This is a genomic window from Streptomyces sp. NPDC059247, assembly GCF_042754005.1.
Classification (GTDB): Bacteria; Actinomycetota; Actinomycetes; order Streptomycetales; family Streptomycetaceae; genus Streptomyces.
In genome coordinates this window covers 75,689-88,483 of sequence record NZ_JBHYZW010000024.1, presented here as the reverse complement: position 1 = coordinate 88,483, position 12,795 = coordinate 75,689, and the positions used below count along the sequence as shown (strand labels likewise).

At 72.0% G+C, this 12,795-nt stretch carries 12 protein-coding genes; 8 read left to right on the top strand and 4 right to left on the bottom strand.

The window, feature by feature from the left end; genetic code table 11:
* Positions 1–777 (bottom strand): amidohydrolase family protein (locus tag ACFXGN_RS28965; protein ID WP_384864795.1); only part of this gene is annotated, 777 nt, incomplete at its 3' end.
* Positions 778–827: 50 nt separating this feature from the next.
* Positions 828–1,631, bottom strand: coding sequence for an urease subunit gamma (gene ureA, locus ACFXGN_RS28960; protein WP_384864786.1), 804 nt, complete (start codon positions 1,629–1,631; stop codon positions 828–830).
* Between the two features lie 827 nt (positions 1,632–2,458).
* Between ureA and ACFXGN_RS28955 the strand changes: the two genes are divergently transcribed.
* On the top strand, positions 2,459–2,815 hold the full coding sequence (locus ACFXGN_RS28955) for a hypothetical protein (RefSeq protein ID WP_384864784.1): 357 nt from the start codon (positions 2,459–2,461) through the stop codon (positions 2,813–2,815).
* 321 nt (positions 2,816–3,136) lie between these two features.
* On the opposite strand, the gene ACFXGN_RS28950 is transcribed toward ACFXGN_RS28955, so the two are convergent.
* Both ACFXGN_RS28950 and ACFXGN_RS28945 read right to left on the bottom strand, forming a co-directional pair.
* Positions 3,137–3,430: a hypothetical protein gene (locus ACFXGN_RS28950; RefSeq protein ID WP_384864782.1), complete on the bottom strand. Its 294-nt coding sequence runs from the start codon at positions 3,428–3,430 to the stop codon at positions 3,137–3,139.
* 280 nt (positions 3,431–3,710) lie between these two features.
* On the bottom strand, positions 3,711–4,292 hold the full coding sequence (locus tag ACFXGN_RS28945; RefSeq protein ID WP_384864780.1) for a TetR/AcrR family transcriptional regulator: 582 nt from the start codon (positions 4,290–4,292) through the stop codon (positions 3,711–3,713).
* A gap of 186 nt (positions 4,293–4,478) precedes the next feature.
* Between ACFXGN_RS28945 and ACFXGN_RS28940 the strand changes: the two genes are divergently transcribed.
* The 7 genes from ACFXGN_RS28940 (at position 4,479) to ACFXGN_RS28910 (ending at position 12,742) form a co-directional block, all read left to right on the top strand.
* The gene (locus ACFXGN_RS28940; RefSeq protein ID WP_384864778.1) at positions 4,479–5,120 is read left to right on the top strand and encodes a TetR/AcrR family transcriptional regulator; all 642 of its coding nucleotides are present in this window, start codon (positions 4,479–4,481) and stop codon (positions 5,118–5,120) included.
* A 403-nt stretch (positions 5,121–5,523) separates the two neighbouring features.
* Positions 5,524–6,720, top strand: a complete 1,197-nt coding sequence (locus ACFXGN_RS28935) for an agmatine deiminase family protein (RefSeq protein ID WP_384864776.1) — start codon at positions 5,524–5,526, stop codon at positions 6,718–6,720.
* A 39-nt stretch (positions 6,721–6,759) separates the two neighbouring features.
* Positions 6,760–7,665, top strand: a complete 906-nt coding sequence (locus ACFXGN_RS28930) for a DUF4436 family protein (RefSeq protein ID WP_384864774.1) — start codon at positions 6,760–6,762, stop codon at positions 7,663–7,665.
* A 214-nt stretch (positions 7,666–7,879) separates the two neighbouring features.
* On the top strand, positions 7,880–8,683 hold the full coding sequence (locus tag ACFXGN_RS28925; protein ID WP_384864772.1) for a hypothetical protein: 804 nt from the start codon (positions 7,880–7,882) through the stop codon (positions 8,681–8,683).
* Between the two features lie 777 nt (positions 8,684–9,460).
* A complete protein-coding gene (locus ACFXGN_RS28920) occupies positions 9,461–10,552 on the top strand; it encodes a sugar ABC transporter substrate-binding protein (RefSeq protein WP_384864771.1) in 1,092 nt (363 codons plus the stop codon).
* Between the two features lie 115 nt (positions 10,553–10,667).
* Positions 10,668–11,444 (top strand): ATP-binding cassette domain-containing protein, encoded by a 777-nt coding sequence (locus ACFXGN_RS28915; protein ID WP_384864769.1) that lies wholly within the window; start codon positions 10,668–10,670, stop codon positions 11,442–11,444.
* A complete protein-coding gene (locus ACFXGN_RS28910; RefSeq protein WP_384864767.1) occupies positions 11,441–12,742 on the top strand; it encodes a sugar ABC transporter permease in 1,302 nt (433 codons plus the stop codon). Before ACFXGN_RS28915 ends, ACFXGN_RS28910 begins: the two co-directional genes overlap by 4 nt.
* Positions 12,743–12,795 lie beyond the last annotated feature (53 nt).

The following is a 12,795-nucleotide window of genomic DNA, read 5'->3' as shown; positions in this document are numbered from 1 at the left end:
CTCCAGCACCGCCAAGGTGTCCTCCACCGACAGACACTCGTTCAGCCCGTCACTGTGCAGCGCCACCTGCACATCGTGCTCCTCCGCCACCCGCAACGCCGTGTCCAGCGCCCGCGAATGCGCGCCCATGTCCTCATGGACCTTGAACCCCGACGCCCCGCCCTCCGCCAGCGCCTCCACCAACGGCGCCGCGTCGGACGACGAACCCCGGGCGAGGAAACCGATGTTCACCGGCCACGCGTCGAACGCACCGAACGCGTGCCTGAGCGCCCACGGCGAATTCACCCCGACACCCCAACTCGGTCCGACCTCCTGCCCGATGATGGTGGTGACACCGCTGGCGAGGGACGCCTCCATGATCCGGGGCGACAACAGGTGCACATGGGTGTCCACGGCACCGGCGGTCGCGATCAGCCCCTCCCCCGGGATCATCGTCGTCCCCGTACCGACGACGACGTCGACGCCGTCGAGGGTGTCGGGGTTACCGGCCCGCCCGATCGCGTGGATACGGCCCTCACGGATGCCGATCGACACCTTCCGGATGCCCTGGACCGCGTCGATCACCAGCACATTGGTGATGACGACGTCACAGGTCTCGCGGACGGCGGCGGCCTTCAGATGCATCCCGTCGCGGGCGGTCTTGCCGAACCCGGCGAGGAACTCGTCCCCCGGCTTCTGCGCGTCCGACTCGACCCGCACGACGAGCCCGGAGTCACCGAGCCTGACCCTGTCCCCCGCCCGTGGCCCGTGGACGGTCGCGTACTCGTGCGGGTCGATGTGGCGGCTGGCGCCCGGCGCGCAGTGGTCGCCGTGTCTCGTGGGCCTGCTCACGCGCGTGCCCCTTTCTGTTCCGTACCTGTCCCGGGGAGCGGTCGCGCGCCCCGGTATCCGCAGGCGACCGCCCGCCGGAGGGCCGCCTCCCGGGCCCCGGGCGCGTCGAGCGGTCCGTCGACCAGACCCGCGAAGCCGATGACGACACGGGCGCCGCCGATCGGCACGAGGCCCACCTCGACGCTCTGTCCGGGGTCGAAGCGGGTCGAGGCTCCGGCGGGGGCCGCGAGCCGCATCCCGTAGGCGGCGGCACGGTCGAAGTCGAGGCGCGGGTTGACCTCGAAGAAGTGGAAGTGCGAGGTGACGCTCACCGGCACGGTCGCCGTGTTCCGCACGAGGAGGGTCAGTACGGGCTCGGGCGCGGCCACGGGCTCCGGACCGGGCAGTACGGCTCCGGGCGCCGCGTCGGCGCCGTCTCCTTGACCGCCGTCCTCCCGGCCGTCGCCCTCGCGGCCGTCACCCTCTCGTCCGTCCCCTTCCCGTCCGTCCCCTTCCCGGCCGCCGAACGGCTCGGCGACGACGGCGAGCCGGGTGCCGTCGTCGAAGACGGCCTCCACCTGGATCTCGGTGACGACGTCGGCGACCCCGGGGAGGATGTCGTCGGGGCCGAGGACCGCCCGTCCTCGGGCCACGGCGTCGACGAGGCGTTCGCCGTCGCGGGCCGCCTCGCAGACGGTGTCCGCGATCAGCGCGGTGGCCTCGGGGACATTGAGCCGCAGCCCCCGAGCCCGGCGGGCGCGGGCGAGTTCGGCGGCGGTGAACAGCAGCAGGCGGTCCCGCTCTGTGGGGGTCAACGGCATGTCGGCCTCGGGTGGGTCGCGTCCATGGGTGGTTCCTTCCTCCCTCGCGCGGAGGCGGGGAGCGGAGGGGCGGGCGGCCCGCGCCTCGACGCTCGGCACCGTGGGGCGAGCGGGGGCGGGCGGGGCCCGGCGTGAATTCACTGTGACACTGACTGAAAACTCAGTCAAGAGTGGAGCGGGCGCGAACCACGGGGGAAGAAAGGGGTGTTCCCGGGGCGGGCGGGGGACGGAGCTTGAGGAACATCGGAGACGAAAACCGGTGCTACGGCTCCGTCGACCCTGGTGAGCGGCTGGCGGAGCGTCGGTCTCGGGGGGCGCCTGGAGGTCTCCCCCGAATGACGCCCGACATCTGCGGCACCGGGACGTGTCACCTGCGGCGACGCATCCGGGCGGCTGCGCGAAGCGACCCCGTTGTCTGCGGCAAGGAGGAAGCGGTGCCCGCCTGTCTGTGGCAAGGGGGAAGCGGTGCCCGCCGTCGTACGACTGCCCTCTGAGCGGTTCGCTCCAGCCCGAACGAGAACCCGACGGATACTTGTCGGATGAACGGATCAAGGGCTTCCTGGGTGAACACTACGCACGATTGGGTCGGCATCGTGGACACGGACCATCTCGGTCGGATCCGCCAGGCGCCCGAAGTGTTCGCGCCGGGCGGACCGGGACACCTTGTTCTCGAGGTCGTCGCCTATGCCGCCGACGAGGCGGCGAGCCGGGGCGGCGGACGGTGTGTGGTCACGCTGCATGACGACGGCTCGGTGTCGGTGAAGGATGACGGACGGGGCACCGACACCCGGGTCGACGAGCATGGCGGGGTGGTGAGGAAGCCGGTCATGGCCACGAAGGACCTTCGGTTCTTCGACCTCCCGGAGGCGGAACGGCTTCCGGACGGACACCCGCGTCGCGGCATGTCCGTCGTCGCGGCGCTCAGCGAGTGGCTGCTGCACACCAACCGCCGTCTCAACGGATCCTGGAGCCAGCGCTACGAGCACGGCGTCCCGGTGACCGATCTGGAGCCCGTCGAAGCCGACGGAACCACGGGGACCTGCGTCCGTTTCCTGCCGGACGAAGCCCCGCGTTCGCGATGGTCGTTGACCACGGGCGATCTGGCACGGTGGTCCGAGCACTGGCCCGAGCTGACTGCCCGCCTCGACGATCAGCGCGACGGCGGAGACCGGTCGGGGCGGTGACCGCACGGCGGCACGACCGGGCCACACCGGGGAGAGCGGCCCGGTCGGCTCCGACCGGCACCCCGGACCCCCAGACAGTTGATCGGCAGCGACTGCCGAAGGTTCTGCTGCCACAGAAGCCCAGGTCAAAGCCTCCCAGACGCCGTCAGGGCTCAACCCTGGTTTTCGTTCCGAGTTCTCGACCCCCGGGACCGGACGTCGGCGTCAGGGGGCAGTCCGGCCAGGACGGGTCTGGATCGTGGCGGAGGGCCTGGCGGCTGTCGTTTCACGCGGGGCGGCGGTCGGGACGGGGCAGCCGATGCCCGGGCACTGTCCGGCGGATCATGATTCGGGGTCGAGGGTCCGGAGGTCGTAGAGGTACGAGCGGTTGTTCTTGAAGCTGCGCCAGACGGTGGCCGGGGGTTCGGGTTCCTCGGCGTGGCTGTCGAGGGGACGGGCGGTGACGAGGCCGTCAGCGATCTCGCAATGCCAGCCGTCGGTCGGCGACCAGACACACCACACGTTCCCGTCCGCCCGGCGGTAGGCGGGGCGGCCGTTGCGCTCACCCTCGCGTTCGAAGTGGTAGCGGAGCCCGTCGATGTGGCGCACGAAGGTGAAGGATGAAAGTGCCGTCATATCTTCCGCACCGTATGGGGTGACGCTCCTGGTGGCTGAGGAGTTCTGGTCGTGACCAGGCGCTGGGCTTGTCTCACGGGTAGAGCCGGAGCCGGACCCTGAGCGCGAAAGCACCCCTTGGGCGCCCGCCAAGGCCAATGCCCCGCGCCGCTCCCCCGCGTGAAGCCATCCCGACCCGGGAGCAGCAAGGGGGCGCCCATGAGGAGACCACCCACGCGAGCCCGCCGAAGCGGGAACGACACGCACCCCGCACCCCACCGGCGGGGAAGGGAGTCCGGCGTCACACCCCGCGCAGGGCCGCCAACTCCACCTCGACGGCCTCCCTCAGGAGCGTGCGCGCGTGGTCGGTCGCGAGGCCACCGCTCAGCCAGCGCATACTGAGGCCCTCCAGGAGGGCGGTGAGCCGTTCGGCGGCGGAGGCGAGCGCGGCGGCCGGGGCCATCGGGTACACATGACCCAGGAGCGCGGCCACCTCCTGCACCCATACGAGGGTCGCCCGCGCCAGGTCCTCACGCAGGACCGGATCGAAGACGGCGCTCGCCCGCAGTTCGCCCCAGGCCGAACTGTTCTCGCGCACCTCGGGGGCATCCTGGAGCTCCAGGAGGAGGACCTCGTCGAGTTCCTCGCGGGCGGTCAGCGGCGCCGCGTCGGGGTCGCGCGAGGTGGTGTACCGCTCGGCGCGGTCGTTGATGAACTCCAGCGTGCTGCGCAGGATCCCGGTGCGGTCCTTGAAGTGGTAGTAGATCAGGCCGGTCGAGACCCCGGCCTCCGCCGCGAGTTCCTCCACGCGAAGCCCGCGGACCCCGCGCCGGGCGATGACCCGGGCGGCTGCTTCCAGGATCTGAGTACTGCGAGACGCCATGTCGTGAACCCTATCCGGCCCGTCGGCCCGCGTGATCACGGCCGGGGCGCACCGGCACCGCGCCCGGCGCCGTATCCGGTACGGGGTACGCGGCTCGGGTCTCACCCGGCCATGGGATTGACTAAAGTTTCAGTCAACAGTACGGGGTCCGGTGGAGAACCGGGCCCGCAGAAGAAGGAGCAGCCGGTGGCGGGGACGAAGGACCGGAGACGGGCGATCCTGGACGCGGCGGCCCGGCTGATCGCCCGCCGGGGAGTACGGGGGCTCCGGGTCGAGGAGCTGGCCGCCGAGGCGGGGGTCTCCAAGGCGCTCGTCTACTACCACTTCGAGGACCGCGCGGGACTCCTGCGCGGCACGCTCGCGTTCGTCGGAGCCCGCGCCGAGCGGTGCGCGCGGAGCGGCCCGCCGGACCGGGACGGCCCCGGCGCGCCGCTCGCGGAGCTGGAACGGCGGCTGCTCCGTGAGATCGACGACGTACCGGAGGTGCGGGAGCACAGCGCGGCCAGGGGCGAGCTGCGGGCCGGAGCCGTCTTCGACCCCGAGCTGCGCGAGGAGCTGGAGCGGTCGAGCGGGGCGTGGGTCCGAGAGGTGGCGGACCTGCTCGCGGGGGTGGCCCCCGGCCTCCCCGACCGGGAGCTCGTCGCGGCGGCGGAGCGGCTCACCGCCCTCGTCGAGGGGCTGGGCACCCGCTGGCTGATCGGCATCCTGCCGGTGGCCCACGCGCGGACACTGCTGCGGGAGGCGGTCGCGGCGGAGGCCCACCACCTGGGACTGCCGGACCGGCGGAAGGCGGCGCACGACGATGCGCACGCGGGACTGACGGCCTGACGAGCCGACGGCCGGAGAGCCGAAGGAGCCGAGGGATCGGAGGACCGGAGGACCAAACGGACGGACACCGAACACCCGATGCCCGGCGCCCGGCGCACCGCAGGCCGCAGGCCGCAGGCCGCAGGCCGCAGGCCGCAGGCCGCAGGCCGCAGGCCGCAGGCCGCAGGCCGCAGGCCGCCGAACCCTACCCGCCGTCGGCCTAAGCGGCCGACCCGCCCGGCTCTCCACCAGCCGTGCCACCCCCTCTGACCTCGCCCGACACCCACCCTTCCCGGTTTGACTGAAAATCCAGTCAGTGTCACAGTGAGGATCACGGCCCCCCGAGACCCAGGCCTTCGAATCCCGCCCCACCGTGCGCGTCATCATGAATCGCCCCGGTTCGGCCGGATAGTCTCGCCAGCCCATGAACGGAGCAGCCTTGCCCCCCTTCTCTCCTTCCCGCCGTACGGCTCTGCGCGCCTTCGCCGGGATCGGCGGTGTCCTCGCCCTCGGCGCCTCCGGCTGCGGCCCCGACGGGTCGGCTCCCGCCGGGGCCGCCGCCTCGTCCCGGCCCGCCACCGGCTCGGCGAGCCCCGCCGCCGCACGCGGCGAGCGCCGCTTCGGTGCCGAGTGGGAGAGCCACACCCGTACCTTCATGTCGTGGCCCGCGCTCACCGAGGTGTGGGAGGAGGACCTGCGGTACGTGCGCCAGGACATCGCCGCCATCGCGCGTGCCGTCGGCGAGTACGAGGCGGTCGTGATGATGGCGCGGCCGGAGCAGGTCGCGGCGGCCCAGCGGGCCTGTGGCTCACAGGTCGAGGTGATCCCGCTGCCGGTGGACGACCTGTGGGCCCGCGACACCGTGCCCGTGTTCGTGGAGGACGGGAAGCAGCTCGTCGGCATCGACTTCAACTTCAACGGCTGGGGCGGCAAGCAGGCACACGCCAACGACACCCAGGTGGCGAGGCGGCTGCTCCAGAAGTACGGCATCCCCCGCGAGCGGGCGCCGCTGGTGTCGGAGGGCGGCTCGTTCGAGACGGACGGGGAGGGCACTCTCCTCGTCACGGAGAGCTCGATCGTCAACGACAACCGCAACAAGGGGAAGACCCGCGACGAGATCGAGGACGAGCTGATCGAGACCCTCGGCGTGGAGAAGGTGGTCTGGCTGGCGGGCGTGCGCGGCGAGGACATCACCGACGCGCACGTGGACAGCCTCGTACGGTTCACCGCCCCGGGCGTGGTCCTTCTGGACCAGGCGTTCCCGGGTTCTCCCCCGGACTCGTGGTCGCGCTCGGCGGACCAGGCACGGTCGGTCCTGGAGAAGGCCACGGACGCGCGGGGCCGCCGGTTCGAGATCGTGGACCTGCCGCAGCCCGATCTCGACCGGATCACCGGGGAGGGCGACGACTTCGTGTCGACGTACGCGAACTTCTACGTGGCCAACGACTCCGTCTTCATGCCCCAGTTCGGCGACCGCAAGGCCGACGACCGGGCGCGGAGCATCCTGCGGGAGCACTTCCCCCGCCGTGATGTCGTGCGGGTGCGGATCGACACCATCGCCTCGGGCGGCGGCGGTATCCACTGCGCGACCCACGACCAGCCCGGCAAGCCCGCCGCCTGACCCTCCTCCCGTCCCTCCCTCACCCCCGGAGCCACGGCCGTGCCACCGAGACGACGTCACCTCCCGGCCCCCGGCGGGGCGCTCGGCACGGCCGTCGTGCTGCTGGGCGTCGTGGCGGCCGTGCTCTGCGGGCTGTGGCTGCAGTTCGGCGAGCGCCAGGACCAGGAAGCCCGGCACACCGCCGGGTCGCGGGCCCCCGACCGGATCGACATCGACGCCTCGGTGCAGCGCGTCGACGCGGCCGGGCGGGAACTGGTGCTCCGGCTCCTCGTCACCCCGCGCGGCGCGCTCGCGGAGGCGGGCGGGGTCGCGCCCGCCGAGGAGCTGACGCTCCAGACCTCGTCGTCCGTGCGCGGTGACATCGTCTTCCCCGCGCACCGCCGCATCGGGACGGTCGACGTCCCGGTGACGTTGACGGGCGGCTCGATCACGGACTATCCGTTCGACGTGTACGACGCCGAGATGGAGTTCGGCGCGGTCCAGGGCGGCGCGGGCGTCCCGGTCCGCATGACGCTCGTCAACCGGGACGCCCTGTTCGCCCTCGGGGTGGACGCCTCGGAGGACCGGGGCACCTCGGTCTTCGCGGCGGAGGCGGTCCGGTCCCGGAGCGTCCTCGTCTTCGCCGTCTTCATGATGCTGGCGATGTGGGCGCTCACCGTCGCCGTGCTCCTGGGCGGCAGGCACCTCGTGGTGCGGCGCGCGGGCCTCACGTGGCCCGCGCTCGGCTGGATGGCGGCGACGCTGTTCGCCCTGGCCGCGTTCCGCAACGCCGCGCCGGGCGCGCCGCCGATCGGCAGTCTCCTCGACTACCTGGCCTTCTTCTGGGCGGAGACGCTCATCGCGTTCTGTGTGACCGTGGTGGTGGCCGCCGCCGTACGGGCGGAGGGCCCGCCGCCGCGCGAGCCGGTCGGCTCCGGCGGCGCGGGGACCCCTTCACGCTCGTGACCGGGGAGTACGGCGATCCGGTCGCGGTGCCGAACGGACGGCCGTTCCGGGGCGCTGTCCCGAGCCGCTGCCACGCGGGCGGGTGGAGCGGGCCTCCCGGCCCGGCGGCGGCCGTCGTGTGCCCGATCTGAGTAGCCGTACTCATGCCGCCCGGCCGGACCGGCAGGATCATGGGCGCCACGGTGCGCGCGGGCGCGCGGGGACGGGGAACGGCATGAACAAGATCGTGGCCGGATGTGTGGTCGCGGGGCTCGCGGTGGGCGCGCTGATCCTGGCGTACGCGGTGGGGGCGCCGCCCGGGACGGTGCTCGCCGTCGGGGCGGGAGTCCTCGGACTGCTGTGGCTGCTGGTGCTCCTGACGGCCCCTTGGAGCCTGTACTTCCGGGCGCACACGGTGCTCACCGAGATCGGGACCAGCCGGGAGAAGGGCCTCGTCGTCGCCCCCGAGCGGGAGGCCGAGGCCCGGCGGATCGCCCGGGTGATGCTGCGGGTCGCGGTCGCCGGGCACGTGGGGACGGCCGCGGCGGCCCTCGCCGTGGCGGTGGCGACCGGGCGCGCGGCGGGTTACTGGTTCGCCGGGTTCTTCCTCCTGAGCACCTTCTTCCGGCCCGCCGGATCGTACTTCGGGCAACTGCGGCGCAGGCTCGGCGGGCTGCTCGTGGACGTGACGTTCCCCCGGGACGACGTGGTGGCGCTGACCGGCCGGGTGGCGTCGCTGGAGAGCGGCGCGGCGGTCCTGGAGGCCAAGGCGGAGGAGCAGTACCAGGCCCTGGCCGAGCTGCGCCGTACCGTGGACGCGGTCGGGCTGTCCGCGCAGGCGCGGTCCGACGGGACGGACCGGAAGATCGCCGCGCTGGCGCGCGAGTTCGAGTCGACGATCGACCGGCTGACCGACAACGAGGAGATCATCACCGGTCTGAAGGCCTTCCTCCGGGTACTGCGCGCCACCGACATCACCGGAGGTCCCGGGCCCACCGGTCACGACGTCCACGGACCGGCGGGTCCCGCGCGGTCCTGACGACACCACATGGTCATCCGGTCCCGCCGAGGCCGCGTCAACGACCTGAAAGCCCCCGAGCGCGTCATGTTCAACAGAGCGGGACCTCCACCACCGCGCAAGCGACTCCCCCTGCTCACGGCCAACCGCCGACCCTAACCTCTGGCTCCTCGGGTCTGGCGGTCCAGGAACTCGATCAGTCGCGTCTCCGAACGCAGGAGCTGTTCTCGCTGCTCAGGCGGGAGGGACGCGAGGAGGTCGACGAGGACTCGCTTTCGCGGGATCTGCACCATGTTGCTGGAGTAGATCCGGCAAGTGGAACACCAGGCGAATCCGATGCACCGCTCGAACACCGGGGACTCCGGCGGATGGAATCGGTACCGGTAGGAGCTGACGGGCGTTCCGCAGTCGGCGCAGACGCGTCGATCGCCGTCGGGAATCGTTTCCCAGGTCCCTTTTCGCCAATGCCGTCGTCCGGCCGGTGCTCTTCAAGTCGTCATGCCGGGCATTCTCGCGCACGAGGTTCCGCCCAGTACAGTCTCCGCGCGAGGATCCGAGCAACCGGCCACAGACCGTGACCGCCTCTCGGCCGCCTTCGCGGAATCCGTGCCCGAGCCTCCGTGGAGGCGCCGTCCTCCGCCGACAGGGTCCCGGACGGGCGCGGACGGGCGCCGGTGACCCGTCACCCGCTTGCCGGTCCCCGGCTTGCCGCTAGGGTCGATATGTAGGCCACAGAGGCACGTCCTGGTTCCCGTGCTCACGAGGGGTCGGGAAAGGGGCGTCCGAAAGGAGCCTCCCATGACCCGTACGTTGCGGGGCGCGATAGCCCTCGCCGGAGCCACGGCCCTCTGTCTGGGTGCGGTGGCGACCGGCGGAGCGGCCCAGCCCGCCGTGTCGTCGGCCGCGCAGGGCGATGTGAAGATCGGTCTGCTGCTGCCGGAGAGCAAGACCACCCGGTACGAGAAGTTCGACCGGCCCTACATCGAGGCGAAGATCAAAGAGCTGGTGCCCGGGGCGCACATCGACTACTACAACGCGGCGGAGAGCGCCACCACGCAGCAACAGCAGGTGAACACCGCGCTGGCGAAGGGCGACAAGGTCCTCATCCTGGACGCCGTGGACGCCAAGTCGATCCAGTCGTCCGTGCAGAAGGCGCACGACGCGGGCGTGAAGGTCGTCGCGTACGACCGTCTCGCGCAGGGACCGGTCGACGCGTACGTCTCGTACGACAACTACAAGGTGGGTCAGCTCCAGGGCAAGGCGCTCCTCTCCGCGCTGGGGGACAAGGCGAGGACCGGCGAGATCGTGATGCAGAACGGTTCGCCGACCGACCCGAACGCGGCCCAGTTCAAGGCGGGCGCGCATTCCGTCCTGGACGGCAAGGTGAAGATCGGCAAGGAGTACGACACCCCGAACTGGGACCCGAACAACGCCAACCAGCAGATGTCCGGCGCCATCAGCGCGCTCGGCAAGGACAACATCGTCGGTGTCTACTCGGCCAACGACGGCCTCGCGGCGGGCATCTCCACCGCGCTCCAGGCGGCGGGTATGCACGTGCCGCTGACCGGGCAGGACGCCCAGCTCGACGCGATCCAGCGGATTCTGGTCGGCACCCAGACGATCACCGTCCAGAAGCCGTACAAGGCGGAGGCGGACATCGCGGCGACGATGGCGGTCGACCTCGCCCAGGGCAAGCCGGTGCCGTCGGACCTGACGCCCACCACCGCCACCAGCGGCAGCGGGCAGAAGGTCCCGGCCACCCTGCTCACCCCGGTCGTGGTCGACAAGGGCAACATCAAGGACACCGTCGTGAAGGACGGCATGTACACGGTCAACGAGATCTGTACCCCGGCCTACGCCTCGGCCTGCAAGACGGCCGGTCTCCAGTAGCCGCGAGGCGCTCTGGCGGCCCGAAGGCGGGTCCCGCCCCGGCACCCGGCCCGCGCCGTCCCCCGAGGGACGGGGCCGGGGCCGTACGGGCGGGCGAGCGGAGGAGGCGGTTCCGTTGCCGGAGTCACCCGTGCTCAGTCTCCGGGGGGTGTCCAAACGGTTCGGCGCGGTCCAGGCGCTGCGGGACGTCGACCTGGACGTGAACGCCGGTGAGGTGGTCGCGCTCGTCGGCGACAACGGCGCCGGGAAGTCCACGGTGGTCAAGGCGGTCGCCGGGGTCGGTCCGCCCGACGAGGGCGTCATCGCGTGGGAGGGGCGGCCGGTCTCGATCGGCCGGCCGCACGACGCCCAGGGCCTGGGCATCGCCACCGTCTACCAGGACCTGGCTCTCTGCGACAACCTCGACGTGGTCGCCAATCTGTTCCTGGGGCGGGAGCCGCGCCGTTTCGGCGTGCTCGACGAGGTCCGTATGGACCAGCGGGCGCGGGAGCTGCTCGACACGCTGTCGATCCGCATCCCGAGCGTCCACGTACCCGTCGCCTCGCTGTCGGGCGGCCAGCGCCAGACGGTGGCGATCGCGCGTTCGCTGCTCGGCTCGCCGAAGGTGGTGATCCTGGACGAGCCCACCGCCGCCCTGGGCGTGGAGCAGACCGCAGAGGTCCTCGACCTGGTGGAACGCCTCCGCGAGCGGGGCCTGGGGACGATCCTGATCAGCCACAGCATGGTGGACGTGATGGCGGTCGCCGACCGGATCGCCGTGCTGCGCCTGGGCCGGAACAACGGTCTCTTCGACCGGCGGTCCACGACCTCGGAGGAGATCGTCTCGGCCATCACCGGGGCCACCGAGAGCGCCGTCACCCGCCGTGAGGCCCGTAGGCGGGAGGAGCGATGAGACGGGACCGGGGCCGGGACAGGGACAGGGCGGCCGACGGCTCCGGCGGGGCGGGCCGGGAACCGGCGCCCGGCGCGGTACCCGCCGTCGACACCCGGCTCCTCGTCCGCGAGGAGGGGATCAGGGGGTACGCGCGGGAGTTCCGGCGCAGGCTGCGGAGCGGAGAGCTGGGCTCGCTGCCCGTGGTCCTGGCCGTCGCCATCATCTGGACGGTGTTCGGCAGCCTGAACAACGCCTTCCTGTCGGCGCAGAACCTGTCCGACCTCAGCCAGCAGATCGTCGGCACCGGCATGATCGCCGTCGGCATCGTCTTCGTCCTGCTGCTCGGCGAGATCGACCTGTCCGTCGGTTCGGTCAGCGGTCTGTGCGCGGCGATCTTCGCCGTGCTCAACGTCCTGAACGGGATGAACCAGTGGCTGGCGCTCCTCGTCGCCGTCGCGGGCGGTGCCGTCGTCGGCCTGATCCACGGCTTCTTCTTCGCCGAGGTCGGCGTCCCGGCCTTCGTCGTCACCCTGGCCGGGAACCTGGCCTGGAACGGTCTGATGCTCCAGGTGCTCGGCAGCAGCGGCACGGTGAACATCCCCGAGGACAGCATCGTCTCCCGGCTGTACTCGACGATGTACGGCAGTCCGGTCGTCGCCTATGCGACGGCCGCCGTGGGGGTCGGGCTCTTCCTGGCCTCCTCGCTGCTGGACGCGGCGCGGCGCGGGGCGGCCGGGGTGCCGTCCCGGCCGGTCACCGAGATCGTGCTGCGCACCCTGGCGCTCGCCGTGCCCGCCTTCGCCGCCGCGTACGTCCTCAACCGCTACCAGGGGCTGCCGCTGGCCCTGCTGATCTTCCTGGTCGTGCTGGTGCTGCTGGACTTCGTGCTACGGCGGACCGTGTACGGGCGCCGGATCTTCGCGGTCGGCGGCAGCATCGAGGGTGCCCGCCGGGCCGGCATCAGCGTGCCGTTCGTCCGGATGAGCGTCTTCTCGATCGCCGGGACGATGGCGGCGGTCGGCGGTGTCTTCCTCGCGGGGCAGATCCAGTCGGCGAGCCAGACGTCCGGCGGCGGCAATCTGCTGATGAACGTGATCGCCGCGGCCGTCATCGGCGGCACGAGCCTGTTCGGCGGCCGTGGTTCCGTGTGGTCCGCGCTGCTCGGCGCGCTGGTGATCGGGTCGATCCAGTCGGGCATGAACATCATGGGGGTGAGCAATGCCGTGCAGTTCATGATCACGGGTTCGGTGCTGCTGGCCGCCGTGGTCGTCGACTCCGTCTCCCGCCGGAGCCAGAAGGCCGCCGGACGCGCGTGAGCGGCCCGGCGCGCGGATGCCCCGGGCGGGCGGGACGCCTCGGAGCGCGGAAG